Source organism: Bacillus cereus group sp. RP37 (assembly GCF_040459695.1).
GTDB lineage: Bacteria > Bacillota > Bacilli > Bacillales > Bacillaceae_G > Bacillus_A.
On the sequence record NZ_JARVHP010000001.1, the window covers coordinates 2804991 to 2825419 of the forward strand.

Consider the following 20429-nt stretch of genomic DNA (forward strand, 5'->3'; position numbering starts at 1 on the left):
CTCTATGCTTTTATATTGTCCACACTATTTATTTAAAAGAGATTTAATAGCTGCAATTGCCTCATTTGAACCACCGCATTCTAAAAAACTATCATTTAGTTTTCGTATACCATGTTTATACTTTTCATTTGAAAGAACGTTTGTTACCGCTTCTTTTAAAGTTTGCGCATTAACATGCTCTTTCAATAACCTATGTGCTGCCTCAAGTTCAGTTAATCTTTGTGCTATCATCGGCTGGTCTTTATCATGTGGAATTATGATAAATGGGACATTAAAATAAATAGCATCGTGTACGCTATTCATGCCGCCATGTGTAATAAATACATCTGCTTCACTTAATATTTCTGATTGGGGTACGTATGGAGCAATTATAAAATTGTCTGGTGCTTGCTTTATTTTTGAAATATCATTTCGATCACCAATTGCCATTACGACTATCCCTTCAAAATTTGAGAAAGTATCAATACAAGTATTAAAGAATGGTTCGAGCCCTTCAAGTAGTGTCCCCATTGAAATATAAATAACTTTCTTATCTTTAAGCAATTCAAGTGGAAACTCTACATTTGTTTTACGATTTGAAATACTCGGCCCAATAAAAATGTTATTTTCTCCGAACAAATCACTATCAGGTTGAAAATAACGACTTGTGTACACGAGTGAGATATCTCCCTTATTATGCATAAATTGAAGATTATTTTTAGGCTTTACTCCAAATTCATGTTCCATTTGACATAGTAACTTTTCAGAACGTTCATCGGGTCGGAATTGTATTTCTGCATTTGGATGAAAAGGTAAAGTCTCCAATAATTTTGGAGGAATTAAAAATATAGGAGAAGAAAGTACGCCTGGAATTTGTAAATACTCCTTTACTAACTCTCCAGCACCAAATATATCGTAAATTACGAAATCAAAATTTATGCTTTCACTTAATTGTTTCGTAATTTCTAATATATATAAAGAAGTTTGAACATGTACATGAAAGAAAGAATTCAGCCCATATGAAGTTTCACTATCAATAGAAATCTCCTTTAATAAATCTGGATGGGTATATACAGTTGCTCCCAAATCTTCAATTCTGCCTTTAAAGTGTTCTGTTGTAATATAATGTACGTAATCACCCCGTTCAGTAAAGGCCTTGACTAAACTTAATGTAGGATTTACATGTCCCTCTGCCGGGAAATTAACCACTAAAATATTTAGCACTTGTTACTCACTCCTTACATTTCAATGCTCTTATTAATCATATTATAATTATTACCGTCACCCTCCCCCTAATAGTCCTAATATACTTACTACTTTAGGTTGATAAATAATTGTCAGTTAATACATTAAAAAAGGCATCTACATAAGTAGATGCCTAACCGTGATAAGGAGTGTTCTGTGAGGTTAGAATAAACTTTTCAGCTTGTCCTATGCTATCAATATATGAATTTTTTTATAAAACGTGAATAATTGATAGAATGATTTTATCCCTCTCCATCACCCATTTTGGCCTATCCCTAAATAAAGGCGCCACTGGTTTCTATAACATTTCGTATGTTTTAATCCTCTTTAGAGCTATCTATTTTCATCGTTTCTCCAGTCAATCGCTTATTTTTCAATTCAAAATAAGCATCTAAAACTTCTTTTCCAATATCAGAGTTAATACCAGATTTATCATTAATAACCCATGGTACAACTACAGAGAACGCTACTTCCGGATTATCATATGGCGCATATCCTGCTAACGTTAAGTTATAACATTCTCTTCGCTCACCTTTTTCATTTCTTCCAATATCACTTTCTCCACCGTATACAGTCTGTGCTGTCCCTGTTTTACCTGCTGGCTTATAAGATGCTTTTTGGAACGCCCTTACTCCTGTTCCATCACCTTCTTGGAATACCCTTCTAAATCCTTCTTTTACTTGATTTATATATTCCTCTTTCATATCTATCTTATTTAAAACGATTGGTTCTACTGAATGCACCACTTTACCAATCTCATCTTTTTGCGACGTTTGCTCTCTAACTTCTTGAACAATTTGTGGCTTCATTCGATACCCACCGTTTGCGATTGTTGAAATATACTGTACAAGCTGAAGCGGTGTATACGTGTCATATTGGCCAATTGAGTAGTCTAATAAGAAACCTGGTTGATTATCTTTTTTACCAATTTGTCCAGCTGTTTCATTTGGTAAATCGATGCCCGTTGGAACACCTAATCCAAATTGCCTGAAATAATACCTCATTTTATCAAAGTACTCCTGTTTAATATTTAATGAACTATTTTTCACATAATCCACACCTGCAATTTTTAATGCTGTATTAAACATATAAACGTTTGAAGAGACTTGTAACGCTCTTAAATCGTCTATATTTCCAAACTCTTTCCAAGACTTTTTCTCCTTAGTTCCTTTAAACTTCATAGGTGTATCATAAAAATAAGTACCTGGTGTTATAGCTTTCGTTTCAAATCCAGTTAAAACTGTCGCACCTTTAACTGTTGATCCAAGCTCATATGAACTAGTCATTGTGCCTAATGCATAGTCTTCAACTTCTGTTTTTCCGTCTTTTTCTACAAGTCTTTTCCCAGCCATGGATAATACTTGTCCGTTCTTCGGATTCATCATCACAACGAAAGCACGATCTAACATGGATTCTGATCCTTTATATGCCTTTAATATTTTTTCTATACTTTCTTCTACTTTTTTCTGTAATTCCATATCTATTGTTAAAGTTAAATTCTTACCGCTCTTTCCCTCAGAAACTGTTTCCGTTCTAATTGTATTCCCTTGTTTATCAGCAACGCTTCTTACTTCTTTTTTTGTACCATGAAGTACATCTTCGTATTGCTGCTCGATATAACTTTTTCCAACCCTATCATTTCGGCTATAATCACGTACCAAGTAGTAATCTAATCGTTCACTTGGCAATCCTTCATCGGCATTAGAAACATTTCCAAGAACAGATCGGAATAATCCATCATTTACATACACTCTCTCCCAATCAACCGAAACGTCTACACCCGGGAGATTTGCTAAACCCTCACTAATTATAGTAAATTCCTTTTCACTAACATCTTTTTTTATAATTTGAGGAGCCATTTGATAACCAGAAGTCATCTTACTTTTAATAGCTAATACTTTTATATCTTTATCTGTTAATTCTTGAAGATTTTTATCTGTAACTCGTTTTCTTTTTAACTCTTCTATTTTTTTATCTAGCTTCTTGCCGCTAATATCCTTCTCTCTAAATGTATCTATTTCTTTTTTAGACACTAGATTTTCAGCCAGTTTCGGATTTAATTGCATCCAAAAATCTTTCTTATCTGTCTCAGTTAACTTATCAATATCTTCTTGTGGCATTTCAATTATGTCGGCAAGTTGTCTTGCAGTTTTTAATATTTCTTCTGATTTTACACCTTTCATCTTTGTATATGTAATTGTACGTAAAGATTTATTATCAACTACTGGATTCCCTTCTCGATCAAATATTTTCCCGCGTGGGACAGAAAGACTAACGGTTGCATTTTCTCTCTTCTCTACTTCATTTTTATACGTCTCTCCATCAATGATTTGTACTTTACCCAACTGTATGATCATGGCAGAAAATAATAAAAATACACAAAAGAATAAAATGTTTAACCGCATCGGTATTGCTCTACCGCTTTTTTTCTCTTGTTTTTTCACCTTGTCATAATCTCCTCCTTACAACATTTCAAATAATAAATTGGTTTCTATATTAAAAGCAACGTACAATTTCCACACATTACTTTGTACAAATATTAATGTAACATTTAAAACTTAATAGAAATTAAAACAAATCTAAAGAAAAGGTAAAGTTTACTAAATTAAATACAAAAATACCCAATAACAAAAAGCTTAGCTTTTGTTATTGGGTATTTAGTAATTTACGAGTTAATAATTGGGCGTATTGATTCGAATCTTTCGTCACAATATGATAAAGATTCTTTACTCTGAGCTTTCGGCAAATAAATAGTCACTGTTGTCCCGACACCAACCTCACTCATAATACTTATATTCCCTTGATGACTTTCAATAATTTTATAACTTAGCATTAATCCAATACCGGTACCTTTTTCTTTCGTACTATAAAAAGGCTCACCTAATCTCTTAATTCTTTCTTCAGGTATTCCTATTCCTTCATCTACTACATGAATAATGACACCATCATCGTTTAATTCTTTTAAATAAATTGCAATTTTCCCACCATCTGGCATAGCTTCGATTGAATTTTGCAAAATATTAATAAATACTTGTTTCAATTGATTTTCTGAGCATTCAATACTAATATCTTTGGCGTCTGCATATAATTCAACTTGAATATTCGTCATAATTGCTTTTGTATTCATTAACGATACGACATTTTTGTAAATTTGATAAATATTTTTTTGTTCTGTATTTATTTCATCTGTTTTAGCAATTGATAAAAACTCTTGAAGAATCGCTTCTATTCTTTCAATTTCAGAAAGCATTAGATCGAAATATTTTTCTTGATCTTCTTTATTAATTTGGAATAACTGTATAAACCCTTTAATGACTGTTAATGGGTTCCTCACTTCATGAGCTACACCAGCTGCTAATTGACCGATTGCTGCAAGTGTATCTGATTTATTTAGCAATTCTTCTGTCTTTTTCCGCTCTGTAATATCGCGTACAATGATCATAATTTTATCATGTAATAATGGTAAGCATCTAGCTTCAAAGAAATCAATACTTCCACTAAGTGTAAGTGGATATTCAACAATTACATTCGTTCCTTTTTCCTGCACTTGACGAATGGCTTCCTGAAACTGTTGCGCTACTGGAGATGGTAATACTTCGAAAAACTTTTTCCCCATAAAAGCTTCTGCCGGTACGTAAAATTTTGTAGGAGATCCTGCCTTATAATCTATAATCGTGCCATCATCTTCTGTTAAGAAACATAAATCTGGTAAAGCTTTAAAAATTAATTCTAATTCAGACGTTTGTTGTTTTAACTGTCCTTCTATCGCTTTTAAATGTGTAATATCTACACCAACAGCCCAATAGCTATATCCTGTTACAGGAAACTGTTCTGATATATTGGACCACATAATTGTTTTGATTTCACCATTTTTACATGTTAAGTGCATTTCCCAATCTCTGAAATTTTTTCCACGAGTTAAAAATTTCGTTTGTATTTGGTGACGATATTTATGATCGGGGTACAATAATTGAAGTGCATTTGGATTTCCTATTATTTCTGCAGCGGTATAACCTGTTACAATTTCACACTCACGATTCCACAAAACAAAATCTCCATTATAATCAAGCGCATCTACCATAACAGGCATGTTTTGTAAAATCGTATGTAGTTCCTCCTCTTTTCGAGAAAGCAACGTTGTATTTTTACTTTGAAATACTTTTGTTGCCCCATCTATAATTAGATTTGAAAGCATTTCAAAGTATTTTTGACAATTGAAAATTTCGCTTTTGTTTGACCATACTACAAAAGATCCTAAATGTTGATTGTATAAAAAAATGGGGATTTCAATTTTGGGAAGTTTACATATTTTCATCTCATTTATTCCAAATGAAAAGATACATTCTTTTTCAGCATCAAGAAGTTGATGTGATATGTTGGTTAATTTATAAAATTGTTCTGCCATGGTTTCTATTGTACTCACATCAATAAGTTCCATTAGCCGCGCATTCATTCCTTTTTCACCTCAATATGTAAAATTAATACAAATTCAAAATTTATACTTCTCCATTATACGAAGAATGTGCCTGTAGGTATATAGCTGTAGAACAATTATTCGAACAAATTTTATTTTTCAATTAAAAAAGAGAAGTATATAAGTATAAAATGAACCTTTCATCAATATGTATTTTAGTCCTCACACACTAATTCTGATTTGAAGAGAACCCAAATCGCGCACTCATACATACACCTGATTTTGATATCAGATTCATACACATCGATTTTAATAGTATACAAATACAAAAAATTTAAAGTTCATAAAATTTTCACAATTATCATGAAAAATATAAACATTTATTCCAATATATTCTATATAATAAAATGTAATAAGGCTTCTATGATTCTCATAGAATACCTTACCCCTAATAAAAAGAAAAAAGAATCCATTTGGATTCTTTTTTCTTTTTATATTTACATTACATATTTATATAAAGCATGTGCAACACCGTGTTCTTCATTTGATAAGGTTTCGTATTGACACATCGCTTTTATTTCTTCAACTGCGTTCCCCATTGCAATTGATATATTTGCTTTTTCCATCATGGAAACATCATTTAGACCATCACCTATCGCTACAGTATTTTCAACTGAAATATTCAGGTGTTCTGCTAAAGTATATAATCCATTTCCTTTTTGGGCATCTCGATGATTAATCTCTAAATTATGCCAATAGGAAGATGTAATGGCTAAATCAGTATTATGCAGAAACGTTTCTTTTAACCTTTTTAATTTTTCTATATCATAAGAAAATGGTAACAGCTTATGCACATGTATATCTGTTTCTACAATCGGTTTGCAACTTTCCGCACTATGAAACGCTGTATGCTCAAGATATAAAGCTGCGATCGTTTCTAACTCTTTCAAGTCGAAATTTTCATTTGAATTCTTCACGTACTCGATTTCATTGCGTACACTCTCTACTCCATATTCCGGTACGTACACACCTTTATCAGTATAAAGCTGATAATATAAGCCATTTTCTTCAAGATAGTTCACAATCTCAAGTGCTTGCACATTTTGAATTGGATATCTCTTCATCATTTTTTTATCTTTATATATAAGCGCACCATTTTCGGCAATAATTGGACACTCTAAATTTACTTCTAACAATAATCGTTCAATATCGATGATAGAACGTCCTGTACAAATTGCTACAACATGGCCCGCTTCCTGACATTTTCGAATTGCTTCTGCATTTTCTTTACTAATCATTTTATTCCCCGAAAGAAGAGTTCCATCTAAATCAATTGCGATTAATTTCATTATTTCTTCACCACTTTCTATATATACACGAGTTCATCTTAAACGAAAGGTATCGTTTTCATACTGCCCTCGTAAAGTACTCCTTATTTATAATTTATGAAAAGCGTTTCAGGTCAAGAAATAATTAAAAATAAAATCAAAAGCTTTTCTTTAAAAAGAAAAGCTTTTGATTTTAAACTATGAACTATAACTAATATATTTTGTCTCACACATGTACACATTCTTTTCTTCAGTTGGGACATATATTTTAAACTTTTCTAAACGTTTTCCGTAAATATGAATGGTGATAACGCTTTCATTTTTAGCTATTTCAAGAATATGACAATCAGCTGGTGGAATGACTTTATCTGTTTCTCCTTCTCCCAAATAAAGATTTCCTTTATGTGTTAAATAAACAAGTGAATTTTCAAGCTGCTTAGTTTGTATAAAGTTCTGTACCATTATCTTTCCTGTAAAAACTCCTTCTACTCCCCATGTACCATCATGATCATGTAAAGGTGTAGATTGTCCATCTTTCCATACAAGAGCTAATACTTCAAAACGATTTAAAGGATCTTCATATAGCAAGTGTCGTGCATATTGAGCCGAATTCGCCTTCTGTTTTTCTAACGGAAGCCATGTTTTCTTTTCTAAAAGTTCTTCAAGTAATTTTTCAATCTTACAAACAATTTGATCTTCTAATAAATTACTATCAATTAAATCCGTTACAGCTTTAATAAATGTTTGAAACGTTTTACTTCCATTACACGTTAACATAAGCGTCCTCCTCTATTCTTTTTCACACACCTCCATACTAAATAACATACTAAAATTTTACAATTGAGAAATAAAAAGCAAGGTACAGTAAATTTGTACCTTGCTGCACTGTTTATTGAGTTTTTAAGCAAATAGGTAAGAATTTCAAAGTTTGTTCATTTTCCAATATACATTTTTCTAAATTGAAAGATGAAGGCAACTCTATTTTTTCAAAAGCATTTATGAAAGTTCTTAATGCAATCTCAGCTTCTAAACGTGCAAGTGGTGCCCCTAAGCAAAAGTGAGGGCCTTTACCAAATGTTAGATGCTTTTCATTTCCTATTCGGTGTAAGTTAAATTTAGAGGCTTTTGAAAACTTTTTCTCATCTAAATTTGCTGCACTTACCCATGCAACAATCATTTGATCCTTTTTCATAAAAGGTCCAAATATATTTGTGTCCTCTGTAATCCTCCTAGCTAATGTAACAGGAAAGCGATAGCGTAATACTTCCTCAATTGCTTTTGAAATTAATTTAGGTTCTTCTCTTAATTCTTTATATGTTCCAGGTGAGTCCACTAAAAAGCAATAAAAGCTATTAATAATTAAATTAGTAGTTGTTTCATTACCTGCCGCTAATAAACCTAAAGAAAAAGTTACAATTTCTTCATCAGTTAATCTTTCACCTTCATATTCAGCTCGTATTAAATCTGAAATAATATCATCGGTTAAATGGTATCTCTTTTCCTGAATAATTGGTAGAAGATATGCTTTAAATTCATTTAGTGCTATCCCCTTTTCTACATCCAGATCATTAAACTTTTCTTTACTATACGGCATAAATAAAATATCAGACCATTCTTTAATTTTTTTACGGTCAGTTGTTGGCACTCCTAACAAATCGGATATGACGGTAACAGGTAAAGGTGCAGCAAACTCTTCAACAATATTAACCTCACTATATTTTCCGATATGTTCTACAAGTTCATTTGCGATAGACTGTATTCGAGGTTTCCATTGTTCTAAACTTCTGGGAGTAAATGCTTTAGAAACAATAGAACGTACATTACGATGTTCTGGTGGATCAATAGAGTTGATATTTATTCTAGTTTCTAATGGTGGGATTGCGAATTGTCTTCGTTCCCTTCTACTTGAAAATAAGCGATAATCCGATAAAACTCGATTTACATCATCGTATAAAAAAACATTCCATACATCCTGTTCCACATCATAATGAACCGGATGGTTATCCCTCATAAATTGATACCACTCATACGGATTCCACAATTCTTCTTTTGTTTTCAGCTTTGAAATTTCATGAACTAAAATTACATTTTCAGGCGAAGCCATAGTTCTTTCCTCCCTTTTCTTTTACAATAAAAGTGATAGGTCGGTAGTTCAAAGTTGTATAATCTAACATATGTTATTTTAACATATACAAAAAGAGATTTTTCATTGGAGAACTTGAGAAATATATAAGGGGGATTTTTATGTACGTTGACATTTTATTACTAGCAGAATTAATGACTGGACCAAAACATGGATATGAAATAAAGAAAAATGTTCAAAATCGGTTAGGTGAGAATTTCGAATTAAATCATAACACACTGTATCCCGCTCTTCGACGGTTCGAAAATATGGGTGCTATAACGAAAAAAATACACAAACAAGTCGGAAAGCCAAACCGAAATATGTACGACATAACTGAAACAGGAGAAGAAATTTTTTCTGAAATGTTAAGAGAGTTTCCCGAAAAACTTGCGACAAATAACGCTGAATTCCTTGTACGTATCGCGCTATTTGAAAAACTTGATTACGATGCTAGAAAAGAAATTTTAACAATACGCCAAGACGTACTACATAAACAACTTACTGCTATTCACACTTTAGATGTTAGCTCATCTTTCATTACAGAAGTCATTGAATTTAGTAAATCACGTATTGAGCATGAATTGCTCTGGATTACTTCACTTATGAAGAAAATATGAAAAATAACAAGAAAAAATTAAAAACAATGAATGAAAATGAGATTTATTATCAATACTATAATTAATAAAAGGGCAACCACGATTTGGCTACCCTTCAAAATTTTATAATTCTGGATCAAAAGTTTTGCAATCTGTTTCTTCCGTAGTTGATGCCTGTTTCCCTTTATTACTTACTACATAAATTGCATCTGCACTACATTTATTACCGTTAGCCCAAAATTTACAGTTGTTTACTTCACATAAAACGTCTTGTGCCATAGTATCACACCTCCTTGTTCTATTATCATTAACAAAATTCGGAGGTATGATACTCTTTGTCATGCATTTTTTATTCCCTTTTTAGCTTTCTTAATGGTTCAATATCTCCTTGTACAATAGCATCTATATTTTCAGTTATTTTTTCAATTTCAAAATGCCACCATTGAATTTGCAATAATTCTTCTATTATTGTATTTGTAAATCGTTCCTTTATTTTATTTGCAGGGTTTCCGCCAACAATTGTATATGGTGCGACGTCTCTAGTCACAACAGATTTAGCTGCAATAATTGCACCATCCCCTATTCTTATTCCTGGCATAATCGTTGTTTCCATACCAATCCAAACATCATTTCCTATAACTGTATCACCTTTATATGGTAAATCAGACAAACTAGGTGTATACTTCTCCCACCCATTTCCAAATATATTAAATGGATATGCCGAAAATCCATCCATTCGATGATTTGCTCCATTCATAATAAAGGTAACTCCATTTGCAATACAACAAAACTTTCCAATGGTAAGGCGATCACCAAGAAATTCATAATGATGTAATACTCGATCTTCTAATGTTTCTCCATCTTTCGCATCATAATAAGAATAGTCACCAACAAGTATATTAGATTTCGTTATTGTATTTTTTATAAATTGAACGTTTTGATTTCCTTCAATAGGGTATTTAATATTTGGATTAGGATTCATGTTGTACAGCACTTCCTTTCCTATTCATTTCACTTTCTACTGCTATCGTTGGCTTTAGGTTGTATATGGGTAAAATAAACAATAATCCAATAACAAATAACAATGCCGTTCCCTCGTACATCGTGCCTAATGAAAACGTCTCCTTTAATGAGCCAGCAATACTCATCGTTACTACCATTGAACCTGTGAATAGTGGACTTAAAATACCATTTACACGACCAATAAAATCAGTATCGCTATTTTGAATAATGAGCGTATTAATACCAATTTGGATACAAGGAAGAGCTAAACCGCTAAAAAGTTGTGCTGTAAGTGTCACCCATAAATTTGTGGAGTAGCCTATAATACCAATGCCAATCGCCTGACCGAGCATCCCTACAATTAACATCTTTTGCGGAGCAACATTTTTCGCAAATACCATCGCTAAAGCGCCGCCAACAATCATTCCCGCACCATTGACTGTTAGTAACCATTGTAAACTCTCTTTTGACAGCCCTAACTGCTCAGTCACAATAAATATACCTAATGGCTGAATTAATCCTATACCTAGTCCTGCTGCCATAAAACAAAGCCCTAGCAAAGTTAATGCTTTTTTCTTTTTTACGTATTTAATACCGTCCAGCATTTCCTGTAATAGAGTGATTTCTTTCTTCTCATTATCATTCTCAAGATCTTTAGGAAGAAATAACAACACAGCTGCCGCAAGTAAAAAAGCGATACCTGTTATGATGATTGAAATATATATTCCAAAACTATGAAAAATAAATGTTCCAAGAATCGGTCCTAACACCATAAAAATCGCAAATATTGTTTGATATATAGACATCGCTAATTGGATTTGTTCCGTTGATAAATGTTGTTTAAATAATTTCATTCCAGATGGTTGAGAAAACTGCGAAAGGATTGCAGAAATAAGCGTGACAAAAAACACAATTTTCCACGTACCAAACATAAGAGTAATTAATACAGCAAATACTGAAATAGAACTTAAAGTCTCACACCATATCATTGTCTTTTTTGGCTTCCACCTATCAGCAAAGGTTCCACCAATAAATGAGAAAATAAAAATGGGAGCGAATTCAGCAACCGAAATCATCGAAATAGCAAAAGCATCACCTTTCGTCATTTCCATTACATATAGTAATACTGCAAAGTTTCGGACCCATATTCCTATTTGTAAAAATAATGCTGATGCAAGAATTCCTTGCACAAACCGATTTTTTAACACTTGTGATACCCCATTGTTTTGTTTCATTACTACATTTGTCGACATAAAAAAGCCTCCTATTTCATGTTCTGAACAGGAGGCAGCACAAATCATATAAAAAGACTATATATTCGCAGAGCGAAATACATCCCTTTTCTATAAATGTACAGACTAATCCTATTCAGAAGAATATTTCGTTTTTTAACGAAGATCTCTTACAAATAGAATTAGTTGATCATTGGGATGTTTTCACCCTTCCGTTTCGAATTTAAACAACACATACATACTCTATGTAAATCATTTTCTATGTATGCATGTCTAAAAATAAATATTCTAGAATGTTAATGGTAATTCCTCTAAAGAACGCATTAAATAATTACCTTGCCAGTTAATTTCTTCACGATTCCCTTTTATTTGTAGTTCAGGCATTCGATTAAACAAAGTAGTAATAGCAATCTTTGCTTCCAACCTAGCAAGTGGAGCGCCTAAGCAAAAGTGGCTACCATGACCAAAGGCAATATGACGATTATTCTCGCGTGTAATATCGAATACTTCCGGGTTTTCAAATACTGTTTCATCACGGTTTGCAGAAGCTAAGGCAATGACAACCATATCTCCTTTTTCGATTGTTTGTTCGTGAATTTGGAACGGTTCAGCCGCCCATCTTCCAGTTGTAATCTCAACTGGAGAATAATAACGCAATCCTTCCTCAATAGCTGAATCAATTAATTTTGGATTATCCTTTAATAACTGTAATTGATTTGGATTTTCAAGAAATGCTAATACCGTATTTGTAATTAAATTCACTGTTGTCTCATGTCCTGCTACGATTAACAGCATTATCATTGAATATAGCTCTGGAGCACTAAGTTTATGCCCATCATTTTCAGCAAGTATTAGCGCACTAACCAAATCTTCTTTTGGATCTTTTCGTTTTATATCAACTATATATTGAAGATATGTAATAAACTCAGATAGTTGTTTTTCGGTTTCTTTAATTTCTTCAGGTGTTTCTGGCGATGCAATGACAGCATGAGACCAAATTCTAAATTTCGCTTGATCTTCTTTTGGAATGCCGAGCATTTCACTTATTACAATGATTGGTAAAGGGAACGAATAATCATCAACAAGATTTAATGTACCTTTTCGCTCTATTTCATTTATTAAATCATCCGCTATTCTCTGAATTCTTCCGTCTAATTGTGTAATCATCTTCGGTGTAAAAGCTTTTTGAACTAAAGATCGTAAACGACTGTGATTAGGTGGATCTGAATTTAACATGTGCGTTGTTAAATGATCACTATTGTCAACGGAAAGATACATGTTTTTTGTATCTTGAGGAAACACATTTGCCAGATCCTTTTTTAAACGATTATCTTTTAAAAGTGGCAGAGCATCTTCATATCTTGTAATAAGCCATTCTGCCCCTAATTCAGTTTTATTCACAAATAAGATAGGTTGCATCTTTCGCGATTCTTTATAAATTTCATATGCATCTTCTTTAAACTGAACTGAAGCTAAATTAATGCCATCTTCTATTCTTCGGCCAACTTTATTTTTCATTGACATTGTATTCCCTCACTCTCATTTGTTTTTGAAAACCACCCAACATATGCATTATACTCTAATAAAAACGTGAAAATTGTAAATTTTTAATCAAAATCTTACTTCATATATTGAAAAATAAAAAAGTGAGAGAGTAAAATACTTCCACTCTCTCACTCTTCTTTATGCAAAGCACATAAAATTACTAATTTGTTGATAGCGGTAACTTACTTTACGACGACGACCACCTTGCCAAGTATATCCTGATACCCCGTTTCTTCTCACTTCAGTCGGGAAGAACCATAAGTCCCTTCCGAAAGGACCAGGACGATGTAAACGTAAATATCCCCATCTTCCTAGACAGTTACACATCCATGATTTCATATTCCCTGCTTGTGCTTGAGAAGCAAATGTGGATGGTAACGATGGCGCTTGGGACGGCGGTGGTGACGTTGGAGCATCTTCCGCATCATCTGGTCTATAATCTTCTTGTTCCATATCTCTCACTTCATTTGTAGATTCATACCCGTAGTTTTGTGGATTATAATACATTCCTTGATCATATGGATAATTTTGTTGGTTATACATATTAACAAATCACCTTCTTTTCATTCAGTACCTTTAACATTCATATGCGATATGCCCCCTATAGGAAGCTTATGTATAGCCTAAATTCATAAAAAATGTTGCAAATTACAAATAGAAGAGATCCATAATAAATCTCTCCTATTTGCACTAAGCAAAGCACATGTAATTACTAATTTGTTTATATTGGTAAGTTACTTTAAAACGATGACCATCTTGCCAAGTATATCCTGATACATCAAATCTTCGAACTTCTATTGAAAAAAACCATAAATCTCTCCCAAAGGTACCAGGTATATATAACCTTAAATATCCCCATCTTCCTAGACAATTACACATCCATGATCTCATTTGGGCTGTTGATATAGGCGTAGCAAATGTAGAAGGTATACTGGGAGGGTTAGATGGAGGTAGTAACTTTGGAGCATCGTCTGATTGACATGAACAGAACTGATTGTTCAATGAACTATTCCTCTTATTTATTAGTAAACTCTATATATTATATGAAACTTCCATAAAGGAAAAACTTCTGTTTTATTTCACCAAAAAATCCCTTCTAACTCTTTAAGAGAATTAGAAGGGATTTTTTGTTTAATTGCTATTTCAACTTCACACTATAAAAGCGCATTTCGTCTAGTGAACCTACAAATTCAAAAACTTCTTGTTTAATTAATTCCTTTAAGCGATATTCTAAAAATGTATCGCCAACTAACTGCTCTACAAGCCCAAGTGCTTCACCAATCACTCTAGGAGCTTTTAAGAATTCTCGATCAGCACCTACACTTTTCGCACATTCAATAATAAATTGATCAAAATAATCTTCTTGTACAGAATGCACTTCATTTTCTTTCCATACTCTTAAACATTCTATGCTATTCGATAATCTATCCCACTCATGTTCAAGCCTCATCCGCTTTTCTTCCGTTACATACGATAATTCTGCAAAACTGTTTTGAAGTAGAGCTAAACTTTCAGGTGATAATTCCCCTGTTCCACGAATATCATATTCTTGTTTTAATATTTCTTTACTTGCTTCAGATGTATTAATAATGCAAATATTTTTCTTATCTTTTAATTGCGCCATTACAAAACATAGGCCTACATGTTCATGTGCGTTATTGGCTTTCCAAATTGTAATAGGTGTTTCAATAGGAATAGTGTGTAGTTCTTCCAAAGTTTCTATAAACCTTGGTAAATACTCCTCTTCAAAATAACTATCATATGCAGTTAAGTTGTTTACTAACCATTTCTGTCTTGCTAGTTGCCCCTCATTCATATGTATCTTATTTATCGGTCCGATTGAAAAGAATTCAGAAAAAGCGACAACCATCTCTTCCAATCGTTCTTCTTGACTTAGCATATATTTTAAACACCCAGCAGTTGAATCATCAAAAGCTATATGTACGTGCGTACTTTCTTTTACATTCCTTTTATATGATGTATTACTCGTTAGTTGCTTAGGAATATCTATCAAATTTTTAATTGAATCTTCACTATAACTTTCTTCTAATAAATTTAATTGAATCAGAATACTTTGAAGTAAATGTTTCGCTTCATCTTCGTACATAGCCTCTACCACATTTTTGATTTTATCTATCACACAAATCCCTCTATTCATTTCAAAAATAACGTAGATAATAGTGTACCATTTAAGTATCACTCTTTAAAAGTTTTTTTAGTCAAATCATTTCTTACACAGATTAATGCAGCTATCTAAGTTTTTAATAAAATCTTTCTCTATCTTTTCCTCAAGCTATAGACCTAAAATATTTTTTGCTTCCCCGTTATCAATCATACGAAATCACAATAGTTGCTAAATAAATTTTAAATACTTTGTAAATCTTTTTATTTAAATGTATAATTATATAGAAAATAAAAAATACAGGAGCAATATTAATGGAGAAAATACTTACTAATTATAAACATCATTTAAAAAATTGGAGATTTATATTTATTTGTATATTACCTGCCGTCGCTTTATTATACACATTTGATGTTATCTTTGAACTACTGTTTCACCAAAATTTCTATTTGTCTAATTTAATTATTGCTGTCATTTTATTCTTAATATTTATTAACGTAAAAGATAAATTTAGAATCAAAGGTTAAAAAAAACTATAATTGAAACGAAACCGTTGTAGAGCTACATTTTTCATAAAAAATAAGAGCACCCTGCTATTGGATGCCCTATTGTGATTAGAGGTTTTTTCTGAGTATTGATTCGGACACGAAGATCTTGTCCTACTATTTAATATATGCTTGTACTTATTTTATTGTGCACATATGAAGTATCACTAAAAATCCTACTCAAATTTTCATTGTACAATTATAAATAAAAAAACATCCCCATGGATGTTTTTTATGTACACACTTTTAAGCTTCCATAAACTTAGCCGGTACACCAATTTTTTCAACTACAGAAGATATATTAGTGGGATTAATCATTACATTTTCAATACAAACTAATTTATTCTCTAATAACCCTTTCTCTGTAGTAATAAGTTCTTCAAATCGTTCTAAAGTCATTGAGAATTTGTGCTCACTTCCACCATTCATACTGACTTTTACATACTTCATAGTGTCACCGCCTCTCTTAATTATCTATAATTCGATAAGAATGCGCTTACATCCTTTTTTATTAAGGTATGGTTTATCACTTTCCTCAATACGTTTAAAATGATTTTGAGAAAAACAGCCAATATACACCTCTTATTCTTTTTTTTAAGATTCTTTAGTAAACAACACTCTGTCTTGTCTTTTTTGTATGAGATTTTTCATTTTACATATACTACTTTTGAACCTGCATACCAATGCAAACCATTTTGGTGTTTTGGATTTCCCTTCCTGGGATAAGTATTTTTTACTTATCCCTTTTTTGTATAGATATGTATATTTAAGGTAAAACTAAGTACAAGCAGTTTTTCTGTTTATTCGTAGTTCTTAATCAAAAGACTTTTCTCCTTTAAAGGACAGTAAATTCGACTACTTGTCCTTTTTTATTTACATTTCACACGTCATTTTCGTCTAATTCTAAACATTCTATTAGGACTCCTAAATAGCCGATATTTATACTCATACAAAATAAGCATTTTTTGGTACTTTCCTTTTTGGGTTACACAACACAATAGTCATGACCAACGTATCGTTCTTCTTATCTCAAAAGGTCTCCTAAGTAACTAAAAAAGAACACATAAAGTTAAACTGCACCGAATATTTTAGCGCGCAGTTTTCATGCAGATGCACCAAATCAAAAATGGATAACAGACATCACAGAGTTTAAATTATTTGGAGAGAAACTTTATTTATCACCTGTATTAGACTTGTATAATGGTGAGATTATTACCTATAGAATTGGCTCTAGACCGACGTATTTACTTGTTTCAGAAATGTTAGAGACAGCATTAGAACGATTACCTGAAAACCACCAACTATTGATGCATTCCGATCAAGGGTGGCATTATTAAATGAAACAATATGTCCGGACACTTGAATCAAGAGGTATTGTGCAAAGTATGTCCCGAAAAGGAAACTGTTATGACAACGCAGTCATGGAGAATTTCTTCGGGATCATGAAGTCAGAATTCCTCTACTTAAAAGAGTTTGAAAGTGTAAAGCATTTTAAAATAGAATTAGAAAAATATATAGATTATTATAATAAGAAACGGATAAAGGCAAAATTAAAAATGAGCCCGGTGCAATACCAGGGTCACTTCATATGTGGCTCTTTTTTAATATGATGAAGGACCATATTGATGAACTCAACACGTAATCGTTGTATACGAAATGGATAAGCCTCGTCCCCCCTCATTCCCACCAACCATGGAAATGAGGGTTATACCGTAGTTACCATCTCACGGTTAATAGAATAATATCTGGTTGATATTGTTTCCACTTGAATAAACATTGCTTTTCCATACCAATTCCATCCTTTTTAGAGTAATAGTATCAGTATGTCCAAATTTTATAGATTTTCACACCAGAACCCTCTATTTCATTCCATAAGTCACAGATGCTTCTTTTATCTACCCATAATTTTCACTTTTATAATTAATTTTAAATTCTTCACTTATTACTAATCTGTGTTTCTTATATTTGATTACTATCCTCTATACTATTAATTTCTTCCACCTTTTGTTCAATCCAATCCATAGCCATTTTTGCATCTTCTTGAGCAATTTCTCCTCTTTCGCTCTTATACTTATGTGTTTCATAAGCCCACACTAATATGATTTTAACAAATTCAACTGTTTCTAATTTACATATCGGCTCAAATTCATCTTCTTCATCATAAAATGGATCCTCAATTATGGTAAAATCTCTAAAGGATATTATGCTAGAAGCGTTTCCTCCATGTCTATATTCGGATATGTTTCCCCTCAACAAATCAATAAAATTGTTAATATCATTTTTTAAATCTCTTAACCTCCAAGGTATATCAGAGCCTAAAGGATCATTTATCATATTGGCAAATTTCAACGATTTTTCTTCATCAAAATCCATAACAACCACATTGAATTCTTCTATATATTTAAATTCATAATTGTATTTAATCATTAAGAACACTTCCTCCAACTCAATATACTGGATAAGCTGAGATTACCTTATTATTCCTCAAAATCATCTCTATTGTCATTCCATCACTTGTTTTTCCAAGATATCTATTGTTTTTTTATTTACTTTGTTATGAAAAGCCTCATTCACTTCATCTATTACTTATTGAGGTGTCCACTCCCTTGGAAAGAATGTGGATTTTGGACCTTTTAATACCCCATCAATTTCAATTTTGGCCCTATAAAACCCATTTTTATCAGGTACACTCTCAGTCCCTGGAATAATCTTTCCACCCATCACATTCTCATGATGATACCCAACTGCTTTCCCACGTTTATTAATTTCCTCATGATAAATGTGTTTCATTGTATCAGTTTTATATTTTTCCGTACCCTGAGTACCATCCTTAGCCCCTTTAACTCAACCAATTTCTTCCTCAAGCTTTGAAATCTTACTTTGAGTATAGGCTTTCGTCTCTTTATGACTTAAGGTGATTGCCTCTTCAAATATTAACAACTATAATTACAAATAAATTAAAATAGACTTAAAAGGAATGAATTCTTTACAATACAGAATTCATTCCTCACTAGTTGCTTAAAATATTTGTCTAACTCTTTAGGTTCAATTCGCATTCAATATACCCTAAACATACATTAAATTTAAATTACCCTCCATATTTTTTAAATCCCTAAGAATGATGGAAAGCTAGCATACCCTGTAAGCTTATGCTAAATACCACTCTTCCGTAGAAAAATTATCAGCATTTGGATCTCCTTCTAACTCCCATTCGCTAATAAAATTAATTATTTCTCCTAAAATTAGATTTATATCATGATTCTTTATAATCAAACCTCTATGATTATTCCAAGTAAAATCAATTTCGATATTTATATTCAACTCATCCTCACATTTACTTAAAAAGTCATTCATTACTAAGGTAAAATATAAATTCACAAAATTATCAGAAATCCAAATTACGGATGATTCATCATTAACCTTCTCTATTCTAAATCTTAAATTATTGTACGCAATCCACTTTATATTACCTTGTATTTTTTCTTCTTTCATCATTATTTCCCTCACATACTATGATATAATCCTGTCAAGACATCTATTGCTAAATTTGTTTTTAAACTGCCATATATCACATCTTCCCATCGACTGATATACATCTCTATAGAAAGCGCAATTATTAATAAAAATAACTTCAATTTATTTTATTAACCGTTCTCTTTACTTCGTAATTAAGTATTAAAATATTGTTGGTTATATTTTTGTAATAAAATGTAATCACACAAAACAAACGGTTTTTGATTGCACAGAAACCTTTTATTTGATATCCATTTCTTTATATACTTACATTATAATTGCCAATAAGAATGATAAAGATAGAAATGCACAAAGCGGTATATATAAAACAGTGTCCATTCTAGCAAAATGCGTATCTTTTTCGCGTTTAAAAATACCAAAATAACGAAACTCACCAATTACTCTTATGAAAAAAACAACCATACAAACCCAGGATTCTATTTGAATAATAATATTTGGAACTGCAAAATAAACAACATCTGCTTGTTGTAATAAAATCATTGCTGCCATACTTAATAACAACGCAATGAACAATGTCATTCCTACACCTGGTGTAAACGCCTTTTCTCCTGATTTTGTTGGAATGACACTATTTGTCGCCCACTTACCTCCGAAAGCCCAGTAAACATGTAAAAAGCTAACTAAGAATAATATACAAGCAGAAATATATGTAATGATCAGCATTTTGTCCTCCCATTATTTTATTTAAGTCCTCAACTTTAGAGTATGCTATGAATTCCTCATTAGCAATATGTAATTACATAAAAAACCCTTTAATGATTT

At 32.0% G+C, this 20429-nt stretch carries 19 protein-coding genes and 3 pseudogenes; 3 read left to right on the forward strand and 19 right to left on the reverse strand.

The window, feature by feature from the left end; translation table 11 throughout:
* Nucleotides 1-24 precede the first annotated feature (24 nt).
* The 6 genes from QCI44_RS14980 to QCI44_RS15005 form a co-directional block, all read right to left on the reverse strand.
* Nucleotides 25-1203: a macrolide family glycosyltransferase gene (locus QCI44_RS14980; protein WP_016087701.1), complete on the reverse strand. Its 1179-nt coding sequence runs from the start codon at nt 1201-1203 to the stop codon at nt 25-27.
* A 338-nt stretch (nt 1204-1541) separates the two neighbouring features.
* Entirely contained in the window at nt 1542-3668 is a 2127-nt protein-coding gene (locus QCI44_RS14985) for a peptidoglycan D,D-transpeptidase FtsI family protein (RefSeq protein WP_016134598.1), read from the reverse strand.
* A 221-nt stretch (nt 3669-3889) separates the two neighbouring features.
* Nucleotides 3890-5677, reverse strand: a complete 1788-nt coding sequence (locus tag QCI44_RS14990) for an ATP-binding protein (protein ID WP_353811246.1) — start codon at nt 5675-5677, stop codon at nt 3890-3892.
* A 458-nt stretch (nt 5678-6135) separates the two neighbouring features.
* A complete protein-coding gene (locus QCI44_RS14995) occupies nt 6136-6987 on the reverse strand; it encodes a Cof-type HAD-IIB family hydrolase (RefSeq protein WP_016087704.1) in 852 nt (283 codons plus the stop codon).
* A gap of 177 nt (nt 6988-7164) precedes the next feature.
* On the reverse strand, nt 7165-7743 hold the full coding sequence (locus QCI44_RS15000; RefSeq protein WP_016087705.1) for a cysteine dioxygenase family protein: 579 nt from the start codon (nt 7741-7743) through the stop codon (nt 7165-7167).
* Nucleotides 7744-7855: 112 nt separating this feature from the next.
* Nucleotides 7856-9070 (reverse strand): cytochrome P450, encoded by a 1215-nt coding sequence (locus QCI44_RS15005; RefSeq protein WP_016134596.1) that lies wholly within the window; start codon nt 9068-9070, stop codon nt 7856-7858.
* A 140-nt stretch (nt 9071-9210) separates the two neighbouring features.
* On the opposite strand from QCI44_RS15005, the gene QCI44_RS15010 reads away from it, so the two are divergent.
* Entirely contained in the window at nt 9211-9708 is a 498-nt protein-coding gene (locus tag QCI44_RS15010) for a helix-turn-helix transcriptional regulator (RefSeq protein WP_016087707.1), read from the forward strand.
* A gap of 102 nt (nt 9709-9810) precedes the next feature.
* Here the strand turns inward: QCI44_RS15010 and QCI44_RS15015 are convergent, their stop codons facing one another.
* From QCI44_RS15015 to QCI44_RS15045, 7 genes and pseudogenes are all read right to left on the reverse strand, one after another.
* The gene (locus tag QCI44_RS15015; RefSeq protein WP_000046094.1) at nt 9811-9966 is read right to left on the reverse strand and encodes a DUF1540 domain-containing protein; all 156 of its coding nucleotides are present in this window, start codon (nt 9964-9966) and stop codon (nt 9811-9813) included.
* Between the two features lie 70 nt (nt 9967-10036).
* Nucleotides 10037-10669: a Vat family streptogramin A O-acetyltransferase gene (locus QCI44_RS15020; protein ID WP_033659707.1), complete on the reverse strand. Its 633-nt coding sequence runs from the start codon at nt 10667-10669 to the stop codon at nt 10037-10039.
* Nucleotides 10659-11942 (reverse strand): MFS transporter, encoded by a 1284-nt coding sequence (locus QCI44_RS15025; protein ID WP_016134594.1) that lies wholly within the window; start codon nt 11940-11942, stop codon nt 10659-10661. The genes QCI44_RS15020 and QCI44_RS15025 overlap by 11 nt, the downstream gene beginning before the upstream one ends.
* 267 nt (nt 11943-12209) lie before the next feature.
* Entirely contained in the window at nt 12210-13445 is a 1236-nt protein-coding gene (locus QCI44_RS15030; RefSeq protein WP_016087710.1) for a cytochrome P450 family protein, read from the reverse strand.
* A gap of 159 nt (nt 13446-13604) precedes the next feature.
* Nucleotides 13605-14009: a hypothetical protein gene (locus QCI44_RS15035; protein ID WP_353811247.1), complete on the reverse strand. Its 405-nt coding sequence runs from the start codon at nt 14007-14009 to the stop codon at nt 13605-13607.
* A 147-nt stretch (nt 14010-14156) separates the two neighbouring features.
* A pseudogene (locus QCI44_RS15040) lies at nt 14157-14441 on the reverse strand (hypothetical protein); the annotation flags it as partial.
* A gap of 163 nt (nt 14442-14604) precedes the next feature.
* On the reverse strand, nt 14605-15606 hold the full coding sequence (locus QCI44_RS15045) for a DUF1835 domain-containing protein (RefSeq protein ID WP_353811248.1): 1002 nt from the start codon (nt 15604-15606) through the stop codon (nt 14605-14607).
* Nucleotides 15607-15902: 296 nt separating this feature from the next.
* Here QCI44_RS15045 and QCI44_RS15050 point away from each other — a divergent pair, with 296 nt between their 5' ends.
* On the forward strand, nt 15903-16115 hold the full coding sequence (locus QCI44_RS15050) for a hypothetical protein (protein WP_016087714.1): 213 nt from the start codon (nt 15903-15905) through the stop codon (nt 16113-16115).
* A 264-nt stretch (nt 16116-16379) separates the two neighbouring features.
* Here the strand turns inward: QCI44_RS15050 and QCI44_RS15055 are convergent, their stop codons facing one another.
* Nucleotides 16380-16583, reverse strand: a complete 204-nt coding sequence (locus QCI44_RS15055) for a hypothetical protein (RefSeq protein WP_016087715.1) — start codon at nt 16581-16583, stop codon at nt 16380-16382.
* Nucleotides 16584-17209: 626 nt separating this feature from the next.
* Between QCI44_RS15055 and QCI44_RS15060 the strand changes: the two are divergent.
* Nucleotides 17210-17743, forward strand: a pseudogene (locus QCI44_RS15060) (IS3 family transposase); the annotation flags it as partial.
* Nucleotides 17744-17767: 24 nt separating this feature from the next.
* Here QCI44_RS15060 and QCI44_RS15065 read toward each other — a convergent pair.
* From QCI44_RS15065 to QCI44_RS15085, 5 genes and pseudogenes are all read right to left on the reverse strand, one after another.
* Nucleotides 17768-17921: pseudogene (locus QCI44_RS15065) on the reverse strand (IS6 family transposase); the annotation flags it as partial.
* Between the two features lie 171 nt (nt 17922-18092).
* On the reverse strand, nt 18093-18560 hold the full coding sequence (locus QCI44_RS15070) for a hypothetical protein (protein ID WP_016134590.1): 468 nt from the start codon (nt 18558-18560) through the stop codon (nt 18093-18095).
* A gap of 159 nt (nt 18561-18719) precedes the next feature.
* Nucleotides 18720-18923, reverse strand: coding sequence for an EndoU domain-containing protein (locus QCI44_RS15075; protein WP_353811249.1), 204 nt, complete (start codon nt 18921-18923; stop codon nt 18720-18722).
* Between the two features lie 357 nt (nt 18924-19280).
* The gene (locus QCI44_RS15080) at nt 19281-19625 is read right to left on the reverse strand and encodes a hypothetical protein (RefSeq protein WP_033659706.1); all 345 of its coding nucleotides are present in this window, start codon (nt 19623-19625) and stop codon (nt 19281-19283) included.
* Nucleotides 19626-19913: 288 nt separating this feature from the next.
* A complete protein-coding gene (locus tag QCI44_RS15085) occupies nt 19914-20330 on the reverse strand; it encodes a DUF3995 domain-containing protein (protein ID WP_016134587.1) in 417 nt (138 codons plus the stop codon).
* Between the last annotated feature and the right edge of the window lie 99 nt (nt 20331-20429).

Excerpts from the sequence above, each read along its gene's own strand:
- QCI44_RS15000 (WP_016087705.1), bottom strand. The coding sequence starts at position 7,743 with ATGTTAACGTGTAATGGAAGTAAAACGTTTCAAACATTTATTAAAGCT.
- QCI44_RS15015 (WP_000046094.1), bottom strand. The coding sequence starts at position 9,966 with ATGGCACAAGACGTTTTATGTGAAGTAAACAACTGTAAATTTTGGGCT.
- QCI44_RS14990 (WP_353811246.1), bottom strand. The coding sequence starts at position 5,677 with ATGAATGCGCGGCTAATGGAACTTATTGATGTGAGTACAATAGAAACC.
- QCI44_RS15025 (WP_016134594.1), bottom strand. The coding sequence starts at position 11,942 with ATGTCGACAAATGTAGTAATGAAACAAAACAATGGGGTATCACAAGTG.
- QCI44_RS14995 (WP_016087704.1), bottom strand. The coding sequence starts at position 6,987 with ATGAAATTAATCGCAATTGATTTAGATGGAACTCTTCTTTCGGGGAAT.
- QCI44_RS15085 (WP_016134587.1), bottom strand. The coding sequence starts at position 20,330 with ATGCTGATCATTACATATATTTCTGCTTGTATATTATTCTTAGTTAGC.
- QCI44_RS15080 (WP_033659706.1), bottom strand. The coding sequence starts at position 19,625 with ATGAAAGAAGAAAAAATACAAGGTAATATAAAGTGGATTGCGTACAAT.
- QCI44_RS15070 (WP_016134590.1), bottom strand. The coding sequence starts at position 18,560 with ATGATTAAATACAATTATGAATTTAAATATATAGAAGAATTCAATGTG.
- QCI44_RS15005 (WP_016134596.1), bottom strand. The coding sequence starts at position 9,070 with ATGGCTTCGCCTGAAAATGTAATTTTAGTTCATGAAATTTCAAAGCTG.
- QCI44_RS15075 (WP_353811249.1), bottom strand. The coding sequence starts at position 18,923 with ATGAAACACATTTATCATGAGGAAATTAATAAACGTGGGAAAGCAGTT.
- QCI44_RS15020 (WP_033659707.1), bottom strand. The coding sequence starts at position 10,669 with ATGAATCCTAATCCAAATATTAAATACCCTATTGAAGGAAATCAAAAC.
- QCI44_RS15035 (WP_353811247.1), bottom strand. The coding sequence starts at position 14,009 with ATGTATAACCAACAAAATTATCCATATGATCAAGGAATGTATTATAAT.
- QCI44_RS15050 (WP_016087714.1), top strand. The coding sequence starts at position 15,903 with ATGGAGAAAATACTTACTAATTATAAACATCATTTAAAAAATTGGAGA.
- QCI44_RS15030 (WP_016087710.1), bottom strand. The coding sequence starts at position 13,445 with ATGTCAATGAAAAATAAAGTTGGCCGAAGAATAGAAGATGGCATTAAT.
- QCI44_RS15055 (WP_016087715.1), bottom strand. The coding sequence starts at position 16,583 with ATGAAGTATGTAAAAGTCAGTATGAATGGTGGAAGTGAGCACAAATTC.
- QCI44_RS15010 (WP_016087707.1), top strand. The coding sequence starts at position 9,211 with ATGTACGTTGACATTTTATTACTAGCAGAATTAATGACTGGACCAAAA.